Source organism: Evansella clarkii (assembly GCF_002019695.1).
Lineage (GTDB): Bacteria > Bacillota > Bacilli > Bacillales > Salisediminibacteriaceae > Evansella > Evansella clarkii.
Genome location: NZ_KV917376.1, coordinates 1,279,807 through 1,300,118, shown reverse-complemented (window position 1 = coordinate 1,300,118; position 20,312 = coordinate 1,279,807). Strand labels below are relative to the sequence as shown.

General features: G+C 44.3%; 18 protein-coding genes. 9 read left to right on the top strand and 9 right to left on the bottom strand.

Features of this window, described 5'->3' with window-relative positions; genetic code table 11:
* Positions 1-358 precede the first annotated feature (358 nt).
* On the top strand, positions 359-2,443 hold the full coding sequence (locus tag BK582_RS06135) for a transglycosylase domain-containing protein (RefSeq protein ID WP_078593461.1): 2,085 nt from the start codon (positions 359-361) through the stop codon (positions 2,441-2,443).
* Between the two features lie 464 nt (positions 2,444-2,907).
* On the opposite strand, the gene BK582_RS06130 is transcribed toward BK582_RS06135, so the two are convergent.
* Positions 2,908-3,471 carry a YwhD family protein gene (locus BK582_RS06130; RefSeq protein WP_078593460.1) on the bottom strand — a complete coding sequence of 188 codons (564 nt, stop codon included), beginning with the start codon at positions 3,469-3,471 and terminating at the stop codon, positions 2,908-2,910.
* A 267-nt stretch (positions 3,472-3,738) separates the two neighbouring features.
* Between BK582_RS06130 and BK582_RS06125 the strand changes: the two genes are divergently transcribed.
* Positions 3,739-3,924, top strand: a complete 186-nt coding sequence (locus BK582_RS06125; protein ID WP_078593459.1) for a 2-hydroxymuconate tautomerase — start codon at positions 3,739-3,741, stop codon at positions 3,922-3,924.
* Between the two features lie 44 nt (positions 3,925-3,968).
* On the opposite strand, the gene BK582_RS06120 is transcribed toward BK582_RS06125, so the two are convergent.
* The 4 genes from BK582_RS06120 to BK582_RS06105 form a co-directional block, all read right to left on the bottom strand.
* Positions 3,969-4,481 (bottom strand): YwgA family protein, encoded by a 513-nt coding sequence (locus BK582_RS06120; RefSeq protein WP_078593458.1) that lies wholly within the window; start codon positions 4,479-4,481, stop codon positions 3,969-3,971.
* A 2-nt stretch (positions 4,482-4,483) separates the two neighbouring features.
* On the bottom strand, positions 4,484-5,788 hold the full coding sequence (locus BK582_RS06115; protein WP_078593457.1) for an HD domain-containing protein: 1,305 nt from the start codon (positions 5,786-5,788) through the stop codon (positions 4,484-4,486).
* 381 nt (positions 5,789-6,169) lie between these two features.
* Positions 6,170-8,275: a catalase gene (locus BK582_RS06110; protein ID WP_078593456.1), complete on the bottom strand. Its 2,106-nt coding sequence runs from the start codon at positions 8,273-8,275 to the stop codon at positions 6,170-6,172.
* A 280-nt stretch (positions 8,276-8,555) separates the two neighbouring features.
* A complete protein-coding gene (locus tag BK582_RS06105; RefSeq protein WP_078593455.1) occupies positions 8,556-8,777 on the bottom strand; it encodes a YuzB family protein in 222 nt (73 codons plus the stop codon).
* Positions 8,778-9,016: 239 nt separating this feature from the next.
* Between BK582_RS06105 and lipL the strand changes: the two genes are divergently transcribed.
* The gene (lipL, locus tag BK582_RS06100; RefSeq protein WP_078593454.1) at positions 9,017-9,844 is read left to right on the top strand and encodes an octanoyl-[GcvH]:protein N-octanoyltransferase; all 828 of its coding nucleotides are present in this window, start codon (positions 9,017-9,019) and stop codon (positions 9,842-9,844) included.
* A 250-nt stretch (positions 9,845-10,094) separates the two neighbouring features.
* Here lipL and pta read toward each other — a convergent pair whose 3' ends face one another.
* Entirely contained in the window at positions 10,095-11,063 is a 969-nt protein-coding gene (gene pta / locus BK582_RS06095; RefSeq protein WP_420841245.1) for a phosphate acetyltransferase, read from the bottom strand.
* 237 nt (positions 11,064-11,300) lie between these two features.
* Complete coding sequence (locus BK582_RS06090; RefSeq protein WP_078593452.1) at positions 11,301-11,864, bottom strand: MEDS domain-containing protein; 564 nt, start codon at positions 11,862-11,864, stop codon at positions 11,301-11,303.
* Between the two features lie 812 nt (positions 11,865-12,676).
* Here BK582_RS06090 and BK582_RS06085 point away from each other — a divergent pair.
* From BK582_RS06085 to hemQ, 3 genes are all read left to right on the top strand, one after another.
* Positions 12,677-14,605, top strand: coding sequence for an oxidoreductase (locus BK582_RS06085; RefSeq protein WP_078593451.1), 1,929 nt, complete (start codon positions 12,677-12,679; stop codon positions 14,603-14,605).
* A 22-nt stretch (positions 14,606-14,627) separates the two neighbouring features.
* Positions 14,628-15,374, top strand: coding sequence for an enoyl-CoA hydratase/isomerase family protein (locus BK582_RS06080; RefSeq protein WP_078593450.1), 747 nt, complete (start codon positions 14,628-14,630; stop codon positions 15,372-15,374).
* 352 nt (positions 15,375-15,726) lie between these two features.
* Positions 15,727-16,470 (top strand): hydrogen peroxide-dependent heme synthase, encoded by a 744-nt coding sequence (gene hemQ / locus BK582_RS06075; protein ID WP_078593449.1) that lies wholly within the window; start codon positions 15,727-15,729, stop codon positions 16,468-16,470.
* 492 nt (positions 16,471-16,962) lie between these two features.
* Here hemQ and BK582_RS28025 read toward each other — a convergent pair whose 3' ends face one another.
* On the bottom strand, positions 16,963-17,499 hold the full coding sequence (locus tag BK582_RS28025) for a CueP family metal-binding protein (RefSeq protein WP_169910856.1): 537 nt from the start codon (positions 17,497-17,499) through the stop codon (positions 16,963-16,965).
* Between the two features lie 641 nt (positions 17,500-18,140).
* Between BK582_RS28025 and BK582_RS06065 the strand changes: the two genes are divergently transcribed.
* A complete protein-coding gene (locus BK582_RS06065) occupies positions 18,141-18,572 on the top strand; it encodes a cell wall hydrolase (protein ID WP_078593448.1) in 432 nt (143 codons plus the stop codon).
* 61 nt (positions 18,573-18,633) lie between these two features.
* Entirely contained in the window at positions 18,634-19,098 is a 465-nt protein-coding gene (gerQ, locus tag BK582_RS06060; protein ID WP_078593447.1) for a spore coat protein GerQ, read from the top strand.
* Positions 19,099-19,139: 41 nt separating this feature from the next.
* Here gerQ and BK582_RS06055 read toward each other — a convergent pair whose 3' ends face one another.
* Positions 19,140-19,511 (bottom strand): DUF423 domain-containing protein, encoded by a 372-nt coding sequence (locus BK582_RS06055; protein ID WP_078593446.1) that lies wholly within the window; start codon positions 19,509-19,511, stop codon positions 19,140-19,142.
* A 166-nt stretch (positions 19,512-19,677) separates the two neighbouring features.
* Here BK582_RS06055 and BK582_RS06050 point away from each other — a divergent pair, with 166 nt between their 5' ends.
* Positions 19,678-20,289, top strand: coding sequence for a GNAT family N-acetyltransferase (locus tag BK582_RS06050; protein WP_338066845.1), 612 nt, complete (start codon positions 19,678-19,680; stop codon positions 20,287-20,289).
* Positions 20,290-20,312 lie beyond the last annotated feature (23 nt).

Genomic DNA, 20,312 nt, shown 5'->3' with positions numbered 1-20,312 from the left:
GAACAGTGCCTTTTTATCCTTTGTAACCTCTGTTTTGATCTTTTCCCGTATAGAGGAGGTTCATAAATGTCCGGTGAAAATGACACATCGAATTTCTTCCTTGTCTTGCTTTTCCGTTGCTCACGTATTATAAGCATACGTTCCACTACTCAAAGCTGCACCGCCTCGAACTTCTCGGTCCTTTTCATCCTCCTTTTTGAACCCACACCTATAACAGAAAAATTATAATGCATTGAGGAAAAAATAGGAACTGTTTTCTTCCGGATAAGTATATTGCCTTTCTCTTTGTGGAAAACTGTGGTAATAATGTTTGCCGGCTGAGGGTCCAGCACCCTCCCGCATGGAGAGGTGGTTACAAGTGGAAGTACTTACCAGGAGAGCGTACAAAAAGAGAAAACGGGCTATTCAAAAGGTTATCCGGAGCGCTGTGATTTTAATGACGCTTACATTAGGAAGCCTTGCTGCAATAGTTGCTTATGCCTACCAGCTGGAGCCTCCCGCTCTCTCGGTGCCGGAAACAACTGTCATGTTTTCAGGTGACGGAGCTGTGATCGGTGAAATTCATCAGGGAGAGAACCGCCACTGGATTCCCCTTGACCATATGGGCAGGAACATTCTTGAGGCGACGATAGCAGTGGAAGATAAACGCTTTTATAATCATTATGGTTTCGACCTTTTCAGGATCGGCGGGGCGGTGCTGGCAAATCTGAAGTCCGGCACGAAAGCCCAGGGTGCAAGCACAATTACCCAGCAGTATGCACGAAACCTTTACTTAACCCACGAAAAAACATGGGCGCGTAAATGGAACGAAGCTTTTTACGCCCTGCGACTTGAGCTTCACTATCCAAAAAAGGATATTTTAGAGGGTTATTTAAATACGATCTATTATGGAAATGGCGCTTATGGCATTGAAGCTGCCTCCAATATTTATTTCGAAAAAAACGCGGAAGACTTATCACTGGCAGAAGCTGCAATGCTGGCCGGTATCCCTAAAGGGCCTAATTTATATTCCCCGTTAATTAATGAACAACAAGCGGAGTTTCGCCAGGAAATCGTCCTGTCTTCCATGAAAGAAGCAGGTTATATTACAGAAGAACAAAAAGAACAGGCGTCTAAGGAACGGCTTAAATATGCTTCTGACACGGATTTGCAGGCAAACAGGATTGCTCCGTACTTCCAGGATTCGGTCATCAGCTGGCTGGAAGATAAACTGGGGCTCGACAACGCCCTGCTCACATCAGGCGGACTCGAAATTCATACAACATTGGACGTGGGAATGCAGAAAAAAGCAGAAAAATGGCTGGAGAATGAGCTTAAGGACAGCGGAGAGCTTCAGGCAGCATTTATAGCAATGGACCCAAGGACAGGTGAAGTGAAGTCGCTTATTGGGGGTAAAAATTATCAGGACAGTTCCTTTAATCGGGCTTTGCAGGCAAAACGCCATCCTGGTTCCACTATAAAACCGTTTTTATATTACGCTGCCCTTGAACATGGAATGAGGCCTAATTCCATGCTAAAGAGCGAAGAAACAACTTTTTTATACGACAACAGCCGCAAAGAATACACTCCGGGCAACTTTAACGGGAGGTATGCGGATGATTATATTACCATGCTGCAGGCACTGGCTGTCTCGGACAACATTTACGCCATGAAAACTCATTTTCTCCTTGGGTTTGATGTATTAGCGGAAACAGCCAGCCGCTTTGGCATTGAAAGCCCGTTAAATCCTGTCCCGGCTCTCGCATTGGGAGCCAGTGATGTAGGAATACTGGAAATGACCGGCAGCTACAGCCCCTTTGCTAACGGCGGCTATCTTGTCGAGCCTCAGTTCGTCACTAAGGTTCTGGACAGAGACGGGAACGTAATTTTTGAAGCAGAGGAAGAAAAAGACCTGGCACTGGACCCTGCCCTTACTGCGATTATGACAAATATGATGCAGGGAATGTTTGAACCATCCCTCGGAGCAAGTTTTGCGGGAGTTACCGGGGGAAGCGTCTCCCATTTCCTTGACCGCCCCACTGCCGGGAAGAGCGGTTCAACATCTACTGACAGCTGGATGATCGGCTATACACCTCAGCTTCTTTCAGGAGTTTGGGTAGGCTACGACCAAAATGAAAGCCTCAGCGACAGAGACGCCGGCTATGCTAAAAAAATCTGGGCTAAGTTTATGCAGGATGCTTTACAAGAAGAAATGAAGCTTGCATTCCCTGTCCCCGACACACTTGTGGAAGCGGAAATAAATCCTTTTAACGGCAAGCTGGCAACTGAAGCGTGTCCTGTAAGAAGAAAAACATACTTCTTTGCAGGAACAGAACCAGAAGTCTATTGTACAGAGCACCTTGAACATAACACGGACCTTGCCGAACCTGATAAGGACACTCCAGATGAAGAAGATGGGGAAAAAGACAAGTGGATGGAACGGATCATTAAATGGTTTAACTAAGACCTGCAGCTTTGAAAAAAATTATATGCTTTCCCGATATAACACAAAAAAACAGGCGAAGGACAAAGTCCCTTCGCCTGCTTTTTTGTCTTAGTGAAGCTTTTGTGTGCCGTACTTTAGTTTACTGGCTTACTGTCATTTTTGCAAGATGTAAAAGGCTGTTCACATTTTGTTCACATTTTATACTAATATAATTTTAATTGAGTACCCTTTTGCTCAGAATTATGGTTGCTACTTTAAAAAGTGTGTTGAAGAAAACTACACGAATTCGCTTTCCTCGGGGAACGCCTCAGCCTCCTCGGGAAACTGCACCCTGCGGGGTCTTCACCTGCTCCTGCGGTTACTCATCGCATGAAAACATGTTGCTTTTCCCGAAGGAGTCTCATTCGTTCCGCTCTCTTCACCTATTCTTGTAAAACAGGTATTATTTAAACACTTTGAGCTACCGACATACTCATTTAACTTTAAGTTGCATCCAAGTCCTTTCTTAACTGTTCATCTGAGTTTTTCCACATATCTTCATTAAAATCTTTCAGGTAATCTGCAAGGATCTTTTTTGATTTATCATCCATATGAGAAACAATAATACGTCCCTTTAGCGATTTGTCCATATTATTTACATGCTCCGGGAGGCTCTTATATCCACGGCGGATTTCCCGGTCCACAGTAAGCTCGCAGGCTGCTACACCTATATAGGCAGGGCTTCCGTTTCTCATATCTGTAGTAACCCACACGAGCCAGTATGGCTTTCCGTTAGGCACTTTGTCCTTTTCCTTAAGGAATTTAATCCCTTTCTCCACCGCACTTCGGGCATGGAGGGCTCCCATGTCGATGAACGCTTCTCCCTCGTTCACATCAATAAAAACAGGAGATACATTATTCAGGTTTAAAACACCTGTCCCGTATCCTCCGTGGCCGTCTGTAGAGTCAGAACTGAGGATATTAAACCCCTGGCCTTTTTTCACTGTTTTTTTCTCGTTAGGATCTTTCTCTCTATGTTTATTCTTATAATTTTCAAATAAATCCATGGCTCATTCCTCGCTTTCGAAAACAATATGTTGATGTTAGTTTATCATAGAAGGAAATTCAGATGCACCTTTGTGCATCCTCCCACGGCAAGTGTGCCACAATACGAAAAATTTGTAAAATTTTACATTATTATTTTCAGGGAGGGGAAGCGTCAGCGTCGAAATCATAATTGAAAAAGAGTATAGTAATGAATAAGCCGTTTGATCAGGGCACTCCTGAGAAAACTATATACTTTCAACTTTAAATTATGCTAAGGAGCGATCTATATGCCAATTGTGACAGTTAAACTTCTTGAAGGAAGATCTGATGACCAGAAACGCCAGCTCGTGGAAAAAGTAACTGATGCTGTAGTGGAAACGACAAACGCTTCTCCTGAAAAGGTCTCCGTAATTATTGAGGAAATGTCCCCTTCCCACTTCGGGACAGGTGGAAAACGAGTAAGCGATTCATAAACTGCGTACAAAAAAGGTGCCGCGAAATATATGCGGCACCTTTTTCAGCTTACTATATTGGTTTTCTCTCTCAGCCTCGAGATAAACTCGTAAGCTTTGCCTATTTCTTCTGATGTATAATTCTGCTTTGCTTTTAAGGTGAATACCTTGTCCTCTACTTCTTCCCTTGTTAGATACTCGAAATAAAGTACAGTGGAAACAAGTTCGAGAAAGCGGGAACTTTGCTCGTTCAGCTCGTTTAACAGCGCTTTTGTTTCCGGCAGCTCATAATCCGACAAAGAAAGGAATTCCTCACCCTTAGAAGACAGGTTATAGCGGTACTGGTAATAGCCTGATTTTTTCTCCTTCACTTCTTCTACAAAAGACAGGGAACAAATTTCCTCCATGCGGAGATTCAGCTCCTCAGAATAAGGGCCGTAAATATGAAACTGGTATTTTTCGAAAAAAGGAAACTCCAGCTTTTTGGCTATATAGATGAGTTTTTGCAGCTTTTTTCTCCCGATGATTTCGCCGGTTTGTTTAAAAACAGCAAGCAGCTTACAATGCTCTTGTAACACGTTTATCCCTCCTGAGCCTTGAGAAGCAGCAAAATCCGCTTTTTCTCTTCAGCAAAAGTTCGTTCGTCTTCTAAAAAATCCAGTGGAAAATATAATTTATGGTCTGTTCGTTTTTTTCCTGAGATGGCTTCTACAATTTCTGATTCCCGTGACAGCTCACGAAGTTCACCAGACTGCTTCAGCAGATGGATTGGCAGCCTTTCCTCTTCTTCCCCAGGCCGGTAAAAGTCGTAAGGCAAGTCCGAAGAGGAGTCAATGACAAGATAGTAATGAGGGTCAAGCCCTATCTTTGTAAACAGCTGAAGAAGCTCCGGCCACACACGCATCTGAGCACTTGGATCCACTTCAACATATTTAAACAGCCTCCGGTCCATAAACCGCTGGCATAAATCTCTCAAAATCTCATCTTTTTCTTCCTGCCATTCCTGAAAATAATAAAGGATCACTGATTCATCGAGCTTAAGATAATCCTTCAGGGTAATCTTCCCGGAAAAGAGCGTGTAGAAATGCTTCGGCTTGTCTATGAATTCATACCCCTGCTCATAAAGATCCTTCGCCCGGTGAAGAATTTTGCTTAAGATCACTTCAGCGCTTCTCGTTACGGGATGGAAGTATACCTGCCAATACATTTGGTAGCGGCTCATAATATAATCTTCCACGGCATGCATGCCGCTGTGCTTAAATACTGCCTGGTCCTCCGCAGGCCTCATTACCCGCAGAATTCGCTCCATATCAAACTGCCCGTAGCTCACGCCTGTATAAAAGGCATCCCGGAGTAAATAGTCCATTCTGTCTGCGTCAATCTGGCTGGAGATGAGGCTCACCACGAGTTTGTTTGAATATGTCTTAGATATAACATCCGCTACTTTCTGGGGGAAGTTTTTCCCCATATTCGAGAGCACCTGATTAATTTCCGTATCACCAAGGATAATCTCCCTTGTCCATTCTTCGTGGTCCATATGAAAAACTTTTTCAAAGGAGTGGGAAAAAGGTCCGTGTCCTATGTCGTGCAGCAGAGCGGCAGATAAACATACGAGTCTTTCTTCCGGGTCCCATTTCTGTTTTTTCTCTATGTTTTCCACCATGCGCCGCATAACTTCGTATACGCCTAAAGAATGGTTCAATCTTGTGTGTTCTGCGCCATGGAAGGTCAGGTATGTAGTGCCAAGCTGCCTTATTCTTCGGAGGCGCTGGAATTCCCTCGTTCCTATCAATTCCCATATCAGTTCATCCCGAACATGGATGTACCGGTGAACAGGGTCTTTAAAAACCTTTTCTTCGTCTAAAACTCCGTATCGCCCTGCCATACTCGGCTCCTTTCTTACTCGCTTATCTATGCTGCAGTTTTAACAGTCAGTTTTCTTTCAATGTGATTTCCGCTACAGGACGCTCGCTTGCCTCGGGCATTGCTTCAGCTACCTCGGATGCAATGAATTGCCTCCGAGGGGATCTTCAGCCAATGCTTTTCCCGAAGACGTCTCGCGCCTTTCGCTGCAATCAATGCAATATTTAGAAACCCTGTCGTCCTCTAAGAGAGTTTATAGTTAACGTTAATTATACTAAATTCCGGGTGAAAAAACAGAGTCAGTCTGCTTATTTTCGTCATGATGTGACATTTTTAGGACCGACTGGTACAGAAAAACCAGAGGCGCACGCACCCTCTGGTTCTTCAAAAATATTCCTAACCATTATCCTTCCATTTGCCTGGACCAGTGGCGGTGCTCGGCTAAAGCCTGCAGATACTCTTCTGTAAATTCCTCCAGGTTTTCTGCTTCATTCACCGTTACTACTCCATTGACGTTAGAAATTTTGCCGCCTTTTTCTTCCTTTGCTGTTTCCTTAATATCAGTTTCTAGCAGGAATTCCAGAGCGTCATTTGCAGCGCCGATAGTTTTGCAATGCTTAAAAGCTTCATTCACGAAGTCAATCGCATCTTTTTTATTCCTGAAGCTATCCACACTGTCTTTTCCACCGGCAATATATACAGCGTCGAATATTACGGAAGCGGTAGTGAGGAAGGTCGTGTCCACTTCCATTTCCTCTCCGTCTTCGCTCTTAATCATGCCGAGGGAATCATTAATTATCTGGGCGATAACTTCTTTTTCCTCCAGCGCTTCTTTCACCTGTTTCAGCTCATTACTGTCAAAGCCATTGGCCGCTAAAATTGCCACCTTTCTCGTTTTCACATGCTTTGATGTATTCATCTGGCTGAGTGCTGGGGAAGACTTTGTTACTCCAGTTCCCCCTGGTTCCGCCGGAGGCTCTGCTGCAACACCTTCGGCAATCTGCTTAGCGAGGTCTCCGCTGACATTGTTGAACATATCAACAACGGCCTGCTGTATTTCCTTGCTCTTTACTTTTCCTATTTCAAAATGAAAAGCGCTCACTAAGTGCTTTTTCTCTACTGTTGACATACTGTTCCAGAATAGTGTCGCCTGGCTGTAATGGTCTTTAAAACTCTCGCTCCGGGCACGCACCTTTTTACCCTCCACTTTTTCTTCATAGTGGACATAGCCCCCTTCTTCTTCAGAAGCAGTCTCCGGGCTGTTGCCTGCAAGAGAGTTTTTATGGTAAGCGACCTGGCCTTTATCTATGGACATCCGGTTAAAGCCGTCCCGCTGATTGTTATGGAACGGGCAGACCGGACGGTTGATCGGAATCTCCTGGAAGTTCGGTCCCCCGAGTCTTGTAAGCTGTGTATCTGTATAGGAAAATAATCTTCCCTGAAGCAGCGGGTCGTTCGTAAAGTCAATTCCAGGTACTACATGGCCTGGATGAAACGCCACCTGCTCGGTCTCGGCAAAAAAGTTGTCCGGGTTCTTGTTTAAAGTCATCTTTCCAACAAGCCTTACCGGCACATCTTCCTCCGGCCATATTTTTGTTGGATCAAGTACATCAAAATCAAATTTAAATTCATCCTCTTCTTCGATGACCTGGATGCCAAGCTCAAACTCCGGGTAGTGTCCGCTTTCAATGGCTTCATAGAGGTCTTTCCGGTGGTAGTCCGCATCCCTGCCCCAGAGCATATGCGCTTCATCCCATAAAAGGGAGTGTACGCCAAGCACCGGCTTCCAGTGGAATTTCACAAAACGGCCTTTTCCTTCTTCATTTACAAGACGGAACGTATGCACACCGAAGCCTTCCATCATCCGGTAGCTCCTTGGGATTGCTCTGTCGGACAATAGCCACATAATCATGTGTGCCGACTCTGTATTATTTACTACAAAGTCCCAGAACGTGTCATGGGCTGCCGTAGCCTGAGGAATTTCGTTATGCGGCTCCGGTTTAACCGCATGTACAACATCAGGGAATTTCATTGCGTCCTGGATGAAAAACACAGGCATATTATTAGCTACGAGGTCATAGTTCCCTTCCTCTGTGTAAAACTTGGTTGCAAATCCTCGGGTATCACGAACCGTATCACTGGATCCTCTTTGCCCTGCCACTGTAGAGAACCTGACGAAAACAGGGGTTTTAACAGACGGATCCTGGAGAAATTTTGCTTTCGTCAGGTCAGTCAATGGTTCATACACCTGGAAATGCCCATGAACTCCATAACCACGGGCGTGGACGACTCGCTCAGGAATCCTCTCATGGTCAAAGTGCGTCATCTTTTCCCGGAAGTGGAAGTCTTCCATTAATGTGGGGCCACGCACCCCCGCTTTCAGGGAATGTTCGTCTTCAGATACACGGACTCCATGGTTTGTCGTCATTTTCTTCCCATCATGATCTTTCCTGAAATACTCCAGCTGCTCATCCTTGCTGAGCTTTTGGTCCTTTTCCTTATCGGCCATAAGTTATGTTCCTCCCAGACTGATATTTGTGCATACTAAGCCGAACAGACAGCACCCCAGAGGCAGAATTTGTGAAAAAATTTTGTTTTATCTCCCGCATGAAGCGGCCTTTTTTCCGCCTCTTGTATGTATCAGCCGTATACACATGAGTTATACAGCCCTCTACCCTATAGGCTGTAAAAATGAAACCACATTTTTACAGTACTTCAGGGCAAAAGAAAAACGGCATCTTAACTATTTGTTAAGAGCCGCTCTTTTAAAAATTTATAAGCCACATCATTTATTTCATTCGTTTCTGGACTTTTTCAAGAAGCTGTTCCTCTGTCAAAGCTGCTAAAGGGCGGTCATTTACAAAAGTAAATACCTTTTTTCTTCCTGGCCCGCAGTACGACTGGCAGCCGACCTTCACTTCCGCTTCCGGATCGAGCTTCTTTAATTTAGGAACTAACGTATCTATATTTGTGGCCTGGCAATCATCACAAATGCGAAACTCATTTGCCATCCTCCACCACATCCTTCTGCATAATCAGTTATTTACTGCTTTTTACCTCTTCCGAAAGCTATCATACAAATTTTTTTTCCAAAAAGGAAGAGTTTCATACACCAAAGGATATTTTACACCGATTTGCATGCCGGAAGCAACGGTAACCTTGTCCAATTTTGCTGCCGGATATGATATAATCATGAAGCTTTCATTTAAAAATATTGTTTGTTTACTGTGAAAAATAAGGAGCAGCAGCTATGAAGGACCAACCCTTATCTATATATAGAAAAAACTGGTTTATTATTGACCAGGCAGTCACTGGGCTTGGAATGAATCCAATCCAGTCGTTCGCTTTTGATGACACACTTTGCAGACGGGCTGCCACTGAACCTGACTGGGGAATTGCCCGCACATGGGTTCATAATAAGACAGTCGTGCTTGGCATACAGGATTACCGCCTCCCCCATATTGAAGACGGCATCTCTTTCCTGCAGGATCAAGGCTATCAGGTAATTGTCCGGAATTCCGGCGGCCTGGCAGTCGTACTGGATGAAGGGGTGCTGAATATTTCACTCATTTTCCAGGACAGTAAATCTATGTCCATCGACCGTGGGTATGAACTCATGGTTGAGCTTACAAGGCTTTTACTTAAGGACCTAGGCAGGGAGATAGTTGACGGGGAAATTAAAGAGTCCTACTGTCCCGGAAGATATGACCTGAGCATTGACGGTAAAAAGTTTGCAGGTATTTCTCAGCGCCGGCTTCGCGGAGGAGTGGCAGTCCAGATTTACCTTGCTGTTACAGGCAGCGGCTCGAAAAGGGCTTCTCTGATACATGGTTTTTATGAACATGCAGTCCAGGGGGCACCAGTTAAATATGAATATCCTAAAATTATCCCCGAAAAAATGGCCTCCTTGTCCGAGCTGGCAGGCAGGGATCTGACAGTCCAGGGACTCATCAATAAATTGCTCACTGTTCTTCAGTCGCAAAGCGACCGTATCTCCAATTATGAGTTCACAGCCGACGACTGGAAAATATATGAAGAGAATCTGGGAAGAATGAAGAAGCGGAATGAGAAGATTTAGTGAGTGTAGTGTCATAGTGACAGTTGCGTAAGGGCAACTTTGCGAAAACGCTGATATATCAGCGTTTTCTTTTTTAATTTGGAGATTTCTGGTACATGTCATAGTGACACTTGCCACTATGACAGTTGGGTTATGCCAACAAACTTCCTCTAACTCAACTCCCGGAAACCCAAAATCACATTACCCGCCCCTCTTCCAATAGCAAAACCCGCACTGCACCAGCAGTACGGGTCGATAACAGCAACACTTATTATTCTGATAATCCTTGCATGGCTGTAATTATACCGAGCTTGTACACGTCTTCTGCGTTACAGCCGCGGGAGAGGTCGTTCACAGGTTTATTCAGTCCCTGCAAGATCGGTCCGATCGCTTCAAATTCCCCAAGCCTCTGGGCAATTTTATAACCAATGTTGCCTGCTTCCAGACTTGGGAAAACAAAGACATTCGCTTCCCCTTTCAGTGGAGAGTCAGGAGCTTTCTTCTGGGCAACAGATGGGACGAATGCCGCATCAAACTGGAATTCACCGTCAAGCACTAAGTCAGGCGCTTTTTCCTTTGCGATATTCACTGCTTCTGTTACCTTTTCCGTTTCAGGACTTACTGCTGATCCTTTAGTTGAAAAGCTCAGCATTGCCACTTTCGGATCTATATCGAACACACGGGCAGTTTTCGCAGCTTCCACCGCAGTTTCCGCAAGATCGTTGCTGTCAGGAGCGATATTAATTGCACAGTCGCCGAAGATGTAACGCTGGTCACCTTTCACCATGACGAATACACCGGAAGTTTTCTTTACGCCTTCCTTCGTCTTAATGATCTGCAGTGCAGGACGAACGGTATCCCCGGTGGAATGGGCAGCACCACTCACAAGACCTGCCGCCTTACCTGTATACACAAGCATAGTGCCGAAATAATTTGGCGTCTGAAGAATGTTACGAGCCTCTTCTTCCGTTGCCTTACCGCGGCGGCGCTCAATGAACGAAGCAACGAGCTCATCGAAAGCTTCATAGGTTTCAGGATTATAAATATCAAGACCGGAAACATCCAGGCCAAGCTCATCAGCTTTAGATGAAATCTCTTCTTCTTTTCCTACAAGAATCGGGTTTAACACACCTTCATTTTTTAAACGTACTGTCGCTTCCAGTATACGCTCATCCGTGCCTTCAGGAAAAACGATGGACGGGTATCCCTGCTTCACTTTTTCGGCAATGGACGTAAACATATCACTCACAAAAATTCCTCCTTTTATAGGCATCTGTTAAATGCTCTATTCATAAGGATACTCTTTCCCGGTCAAAAAATAAATTATTCACAAACTTTCCTTTGAAAGTTTAAATTTTCAGAAATGCCTAAGCAACTTTCGGCTTTTATTATTGTGAATTTTAAAAAACCGCCTGCTGGGGAGCAAAAAACTGACATTGTGCTCCAGGCGGTTTTCCTTATTATTAATATTATTCTATTATGCTTGAGTGTGATTTAAAAAATTCCAGTCCGTTACATGGTGGGTATGGCATTCCTGCAGCATTGTTTTTAAATCCCTGCTGAGCCATTCTGAATTGTAGGCGTAAACGGAAGTGATGCCTGTCCCGGCTGTCATTTCATCTGTATTTGCCTCAAACTCTTCAATTTGGCTGATCAGCTCCTGCTCATGTCCCCATTCTACATGCATCCATGTACGGAAATTATTTTCTTCCCCCTTCAGGGATCCAATCAAGCTTGCGAAGTAATTATAAATCGCTGATGGGTGAAGGCTCCCATTCAGGAAAAAATAATCGTAGTTATTTACAAATTGTACTCTCGATTGTTCCTCTTCGTTTAATATGGACTCCAGCTTGCATCGTAATAGAGGGATATTTCTCCTGCTTTCAACGATAAGCACATATTCCCCCTGCACAAGACCTTTTGAAATAAAATCCACTAATTTTTCAAGGTAAGTATCTTCATTGGCAAAAGTATAAAGTATACGTTCTGAGCTGTCCTTACACATTTTTCCCACCATACTTTGACTTTTATTTTTTCTCATCTAAAAAAGCTCCTTTAACAAATATCTTTACACTTTCCCGTTGCGAAGTGCCCTCTGGATGGAAAAACTCTCACTCCAACCTTTGTACACCATTCATAGTAAAAAAACAGAAAGGCTTTATTTACAGAGATTTTGTAGATGCTGTCTTCATCATATCATTAACAGTTACCTCTGAAAGACAAGTTAATAAGGTTTTACACTTTTCCACAATTATTCTGAATTTTAAATACAAAATTTGATAATGCCCACCAAACGAATCAAATTCATAATTCAGGATTTTCATATATAATACGAACGTTAACTGAAGATGTATATTGGTATTCGAATTACGCTTCAGACGGACGCGTTCTGCGGGCACGGCTTCAGCTAATTTTTATCGGCTGAACGCCGCAAAAAATGGATTTTCAGCTTCTCATGCTTTTCCTGCAACAACGAGCATCTACTTCACCGCAAATGCGTCGAGTTGTCTCGACGGATATTCTACTGAGCTAAGCTTGCAAAACTCTTTTTGCGACGAGTAACCGCAGGAGCAAAACTCTTTTTACGACGAGTAATCGCAGGAGCAGAGGAAGAGACAGTCACCGCCGTCTTACGCTGCAATCAAAAAGTAATGTTCGTCTTTTGTTATACAATGCCTACATTCAAAGGAGCAACGAATTCTGTCTTCAGAGTAACTTCCTCCTGTTTATTCCGGCAGTTTTCATTACTTGTATTGCAACAAACCTCCAACCAACTATATAATGAATGAATAATCAGTCATTTTCTGAGTATTTAGACGAAGTACTTTACAATTACAGTTATGGGGGGATTAGATGAGACTGGATGCATTGCTGCAGCCATTGCAAATCAGAAATCTGAAAATGAAAAACCGTGTAATTATGGGCTCTATGCATGTTGGGCTGGAAGGACTTGATAATGGGGTTGAAAAACTGACAGAGTTTTATAAATTACGCGCGAAGTACAACACAGGAATTATTGTTACAGGTGGTGCCGCTGTTAATGAAGCAGGCAGCGGAGGCACAGATTTTATGACGATATACCAGGAGGATGATATCGAACGCTGGAAACCACTCACGGATGGAGTGCATCAGGAAGGCGGGCGGATCGCACTGCAGCTTTTTCATGCAGGAAGGTACGCCTATAAAGCACTGACAGGTATTGACCCTGTTGCCCCCTCCCCGCTCAAGTCACCGATTAACCCGGACGTGCCTGTAGCGTTAAGCCACGAGGAGGTACTTCAGACGATCGATGACTTTGCACAAGGTGCCCACCGTGCGAAAAAAGCTGGTTTTGACGCAGTAGAAATTATGGGCTCTGAAGGTTATTTAATTAATCAATTCGTCTCTCCTGTGACAAACGAGCGAACAGATGACTGGGGCGGCAGCTTTGAAAAACGCATCGCCTTTTCCCTGAGAATTTCAGAAGCTGTCCGGGAAGCTGTCGGGGAAGATTATCCTGTTTTTTTCAGAATGTCAGGGCTTGATCTCATCGAAGGCAGCACAACCGAAGAGGAAACAATTCGCTGGGCCCAGGAACTTGAAAAAACAGGAGTGGATGTGCTGAACGTGGGAATTGGCTGGCACGAATCTCGTGTGCCTACCATCTCTATGAAAGTTCCGCGAATGAATTTCGTTTCCGTTGCGGAAAAGATCGCCCAGTCTGTAAGCCTCCCGGTGGTGGCCAGCAACCGGATCAATGACCCTCGGGACGCTGACGAAATACTGAAAAAAGGCAATGTAAAACTTATCTCTATGGCAAGGCCGTTTTTGGCTGATCCGCAAATTGTTCAAAAAGCGATCGATGGGAGATTCGATGAAATTAACACTTGCATTGCCTGCAACCAGGCATGCCTGGACCACATTTTTGATATGAAGCCTGCATCCTGCCTTGTAAATCCAGAAGCTGGAAGAGAAACTGAACTGAAGTTAGAAAAAGCCCCGGCTCCTAAGAAAGTTCTCGTGATCGGTGCTGGTCCTGCTGGTCTTGAAGCAAGCCGTGTCGCTGCAGAACGAGGGCATCATGTGACACTAATAGACGAAAAAGCTGAAATTGGCGGCCAGCTGAACTATTCAAAGATAGTGCCGGGAAAAAAAGAATTTTATGAAACATTGCGTTATTACAGAGTACAGCTGGAGCTGCTCGGTGTGGATGTTAAGTTAAATAAACGTCTGGAAGAGAATGATGCTCTGATCAATGAAGCCGATGAAATTATTATGGCTACAGGCATCGTCCCAAGAACACCTGAGATAGAAGGCGTAGAGTCCCCTGCTGTAATTTCCTATCGTGACGTTTTTGAAGGGAAAAAAGAAACAGGTGATAATGTGATAATCATTGGCGGCGGTGGTATCGCGTGCGATGCCGCGTTATTTTTGAAAAAACAAGGCGTTAAGTCCATTACCCTGCTGCAGCGAGGCAAATCTTTTGCCCGGGGCATCGGAAAGACGACACGCTGGGCAACCATTATGGAGCTGAGGCAGAAACAGGTGAAAATGATTGGTGGTATTGAGAGTTATAAAAAAATTGAGGGATCATCTGTCAGTTTCCATATCGAAGGCAAGGAGCAGTCAATCCAGGCAGATACGATTGTTCTTGCAGCTGGCCAGCTGGTAAATAACACCCTGGCGGAAAAATTGGAACAAAAAGGAAGAAAAGTTACCGTAATTGGAGGAGCAAAGCATGCTCTCGGCCTCGATGCTAAAAAAGCCATTTACGAAGGTGCTGTTACGGCGAGAAGAATTTAAGCCCAACTTGAGGAGGAATACTATGAGCCTGAAAAACGAAACTGTTCTTTACGAAGTGAAAGAAAATATTGCTACGATAAAAATGAACAGGCCCCATGTTAAAAATGCTTTGAATTTAGCAATGCACGAGGAACTTTATGATGCGTTCCAGGAGGCCCGGCAGGACAACGAGGTTAAAGTCATTATTCTGACAGGGGCTGAAGGAGCCTTTTCCAGCGGTGCCGACCTGAAAAGCTTTCCTATTGAGGATATGGAAAATTTCGACCACGGCGAGTACCTGGAGAAAACTTACAACAGTCTTGTTCTCTTAATCGATGAAATTGAAAAGCCAGTCATTGCTTATATAAACGGTATTGCTGTAGGAGCAGGGTTAAGCCTGGCGCTCGCATGTGACTTCCGGTTTGCTGAGAGTGAGGCAAAGTTCGGCTTAAGTTTCCTCCAGATCGGTCTTACTCCGGACGCTGGCGCTTCCTATTTTCTCCCCCGCCTTGTAGGCCTGGGCAAAGCTATGGAAATTGCTCTCGGAGAAACCTTTACGGCAGAGGAAGCTTATAAAACTGGGCTTATTACTAAAATCGGGCATCCAGGCGAAGTTGCTGAAAAGTTGAAACGTGCTCCTTTCCCTGCCTATTCATGGATGAAACGAAATATGAAGACAGGGACACAAAGCGACCTTCGAGCAACTCTTGATGCGGAAGTAGAGGGGCAGCGGTCTGCAGGGAAATCTGAAGACCACCTGAAGGCAGTAAAAAGGTTTTTGAGCCGTTAATTTTATCCCGATGAAATCGTCCGTAAAACTCCCGCCTCAAAACATGAGTTGAACCGGTGTTGTTTAGGTGGGAGATAACGGACACTAACATCCCGATTGGTTCAACTAACAATCAGTGGGGTGAATAATACCCCCACTGATTGAAGGTTCACTTTATATTTCATCTGAAAAACTATACAGTCCAGAACTTCCGGCGATTTTGCCCGGAGGTTCTTCATTTGTGAAAAGAGTGTGTCAGTTTCTTTCCCAGGGACCGCGGCGTTTGGTTTTTAAGATAGTAACTAGTATAATAAATGAGGGATATATGTTTTTATACAGTGACTGATTTTTTACGAATGGAGTGAATGTATAAATGAGTGAACCAGCTAAAACACTTGAAGGATGGTACGTCCTGCATGACTTCAGGACAATGGATTGGGCTGAGTGGAAGAAACTTGGCGCGGAAGAACGGGAACTTATTATGGGTGAATTCCTGGATATTCTTGATAAATGGCAGGATACAGAAGACAAGCGTGAAGGAAGCCATGCTCTGTACACGATTGTTGGCCAGAAAGCGGACTTTATGATTATGCTGCTCCGCCCTACTATGGACGAGCTGAATGAACTTGAAAATGCTTTTAATAAGACCCGGTTTGCAGAATATACTGTACCGGCTAATTCCTATGTATCAGTAGTAGAATTAAGTAACTATCTCCCTGCTGACAAGGATCCTAATGAAGATCCGGAAATTCAGGCCCGCCTGAAGCCGATCCTCCCTAAATGGCAGTATGCATGTTTTTACCCGATGGATAAGCGCAGAGAAGGTAATGACAACTGGTACATGCTTTCTATGGAAGACCGCCGTACCATGATGCGCAGCCATGGTATGATCGGCCGCCAGTATGCTGGTAAAGTAAGACAGATTATCAGCGGCTCCGTTGGTTTTGACGACTGGGAATGGGGTGTAACTCTGTTCGCACATGACGTGCTCCAGTTCAAAAAGCTTGTCTATGAAATGCGTTTTGATGAAGTAAGCGCCCGATACGGGGAGTTTGGCTCATTCTTTGTTGGTACCCTTCTTAACAAAGAAAAAGTAAAAGATTTCTTACACGTTTGAATATAGGTTTTTTATAAAAAAAGACGAACACTACTCTTCGATTGTAGCGTAAGACGGCGGTGAATGTCTCTTCCTCTGCTCCTGCGGTTACTCGTCGCAAAAAGAGTTTTGCTCCTGCAGTTACTCGTCGCAATAAGAGTTTTGCAAGCTTAGCTCCGTAGAATATCCGTCGAGACAACTCGACGCATTTGCGGTGAAGTAGAGTAGATGCTCGTTCTTGCGGGAAAAGCATGAGAACCTGAAAATCATTTTTGCTGGCATTCAGCCGTCAAAAATTAGTTGAAGCCGTGCCCGCAGAACGCGTCCGTCTGAAGCGTAAATCGAACAACAAGGTAACATTTTAAGATAATGGTCGTATTAAAAATGTAAATCTTGAATTGTGAAATTGATTCGTCTAATAAAAAGAGGCTGTCCCGCCAGGTCGCTTAATAGCGGCCTTTCAGGGTCAGCCTCTTATTTGTATTCGTTTTGTCCATGCTGACAATCAGCCTTTTACATTAACTGCATCGTTGTTATGCAAGTGTCATCCCCTTCAAAGGTCGATAACTCAGACTCTGCTGATTTGTCACCATGTGTAATGGTTATTTGCAAAGTTTTATCCCGGGGCAGCCATAAATCGATAAATCCGTTAGCTGGCGCAGTCAATGTTTCATCTAATATAACGCTGCCATCCTCTTCCACAATATATACTTCGAACTCCTCATTTACCATTTCTCCCTGACAACCTGTCAGGCTGTGAATGCTTCATGGATGCGTTTGAGTTTCATAAGGAGCAATAGAAACAAAAAATTCGTCCTCAGGCAGATTATATGTGAACTGATTTTTATCGTTATCCGTCACAATCAGTTCATGGGAAGTTATGGAGGCAGATGCATCGCTTATATTTCCTGCGCTGTATTCTGCGACTAATTCCTTAACTTCCTGAGCTTCCGTTTCGTCTGTTGCAGAATTATCATTACCCGAAAACAGGATAAACGCCGCTGCGGTAATTACAATGATCCCGGTAAGCAGCAAAACTTTTACTTTCATGCTGATCCCCCGCTTTAATAAAATGATACAAGTGGTTTTCCCAGCCTTGCGAAGCCCGTAATAGTTATCTTTAAAAACAAACTTGTCCGCTCCGCTGGCTTCTAACTAATTATACAAGACGGCAGGAGGCTCTACAATTCTCTCATTGATTTATATTTTAAGATTTTATGAAATTTTGAGAAAGAAGCCTCTCTCTCGTTATCCTTCTATTGCCCGGATTTGCGTTTGCACGACTTTGGAGGTGATGGTTTATTTTATTCACACATCTTCCGTATCGATCGCACGACTTCGGGGGTGATTCGCACGACTTCCATTGCCATGCGCACCGGTTTACTTTATTCGCACGACTTCCATATCAGTTCGCACAACTTCCCTAGCGATGCGCACAACTCTGAGGGTGATGTGCACGACATTTATAACTATGTCGTCCTCTCCCTTTAAACGTCGCTTCCTTCGATGCCTTACCACTCCATAATATTTTTCCCCCTCGCAGTCATAGCCTGGTTCTGTAAAACATAGATATAGGATAGTGATTGCATGATAGAAAGATTTCCAGTCTATCCACTGTTCAGATCTCCTATAGACAATCCATCAGCTTTTGTTTTTTACAACAGGTAAGGAATGTTAAAGGGGGTGTTTTGTTGGCTGTTATTAAAGCACGTGAAGAGGACATAGCTCTTCTTGGCCGGTTAATGCGGGCAGAAGCAGAAGGTGAAGGAGAACTGGGTATGCTTAAAGCGGGAAACGTAATGGTTAACCGCGTCAGGGCCAATTGCCTGGACTTCGAGGATATTAGGACAGTGGAAAAAATGGTCTTTCAGTCACCAGGAGGGTTTGAAGCTACACAGAAAGGCTACTTTTATCAGCGGGCAAGAGAGAGGGATAAAAGGCTCGCCAGAAAACTGATTGAAGGGGAACGGCACCATCCAGCAGAGTTCGCTTTATGGTTTTTCAGGCCTGACGGGCCATGTCCGGCACAATGGTGGGGCCAGTGGAACTCAGGCCGATACAAACTTCACTGCTTTTATACCCCGCTTGCAAGTGAGTGCCCGTCTGTTTATAACGTGTATTAATTTTATTTTTTTCACAAGAACAAAAACATAGTCTTTCTACAGCAAAAAAAGGAGTGATCATATGTATCCACAATCAGGCTTCCCCGGCTCCCCATTTGGAGGTCACGGAATGCCGGGAGCAGGTCCTCAGCAATTTCCGGGACAGCAGATGCAGCCCGGAATGCAGCCCGGGATGGGCGGCCAGTTTCCAGTACCCGGGTTCGCGCAGCAGCAGCCAGTTGAACCAGGACAATTCGCCCCGGGACAGCTTCCTTTAGAACAATCGTATATTGAAAACATTCTCCGACTCAACAGAGGTAAAGTGGGCACCTTCTATATGACCTTTGAAAATAATGAACGGTGGAATGCGAAAGTATTTAAAGGGGTGATTGAGGCAGCCGGACGGGATCATATTATTATCAGTGACCCGCAGTCAGGTAAACGCTATTTGCTTCTGATGGTGAACCTTGACTATGCAACCTTTGACGAAGAACTTGACTATGATTACCCATTTACAGAGGAGATTGCTACTTATTCCCCAAGATAATATTAAAAAATGAGGAGGGACAGTCCCCTCCTCATTTTTGTTTACAGATTAAGCGCGGCGATAAATAACATGACCCAGCCTGCCAGAAAAGCAACTCCACCAATGGGTGTAATCGCCCCAAGGACAGATATCCCTGTCAGACTCAGGGTATATAAACTTCCGGAAAAGATTATGATTCCGATAAAGAACGCCCATCCGGCACCAGTCAGCAGCCCGGATGACCCCATCTGATTAATAAGAAGAGCTACAGCGATTATCGCCAGCGAGTGTATCATATGATACTGTACGCCTGTGTTAAACGTATCTACATATCCGCCTGCTTCCAGTCTCGGTTTAAGTGCATGAGCCCCAAAAGCACCTATAGCAACAAACAGGAAAGCACAAATACTGCCGATTATTAAAAATAATTTCATCTTTTCATAAACTCCTTTACGTGAAATCCTCTCTTTCAAAAGAATATCATATCATCATATAAATACCAAAAAGAGTGAACACAGGTAATCCTGTTTGCATTAAAAAAACGGAATAACCTATAATCAACCTAAACCCTTATGAGAGGAGCCATCTCTATTGCCGAAAGTGACTGTACGCGAATATAAGCTTGTAGATTTTGATAAGCTGCTTCTGATTCAGAAAGAGGCTTTCCCTCCGCCATTTCCGGAAGACCTCTGGTGGAACAGGGAGCAAATTGAGGCACATGCCGCCACCTTTCCTGAAGGAGCAATGCTGGCTGAAGTGGATGGAGAACCGGCTGGATCCGCCACCTCTTTAATTGTCAATTTTACTGGAGAGGCACACACCTGGGAAGAAGCTGCAGATAACGGCTATGTAAAAGGAAGCCATGATCCTTATGGGGACAGTCTGTATGGAATTGATGTTTGTGTAAGGCCGAAGTTCCGGAGATCAGGAATCGCAGGTGCTTTGTACGAAGCACGAAAGGACCTTGTAATGAAATTGGGCTTAAAACGGTATATTGCTGGCTGCAGAATTCCAAATTACCATGAATATGCGGAAACAATGTCCGTTGACAAGTATGTAGAAAAAGTAAGTGAAGGAGAAATAAAAGATCTCGTTCTGTCGTTTATGTTGAAACAGGGACTGGAGCCAATACAGATCATTCCTGGCTATCTTGATGATGAAGAATCCCTAGATTATGCGGTCATCGTGGAATGGAAAAACCCAAACCTGTAAAGGTTTGGGTTTCAGCTGTTTCA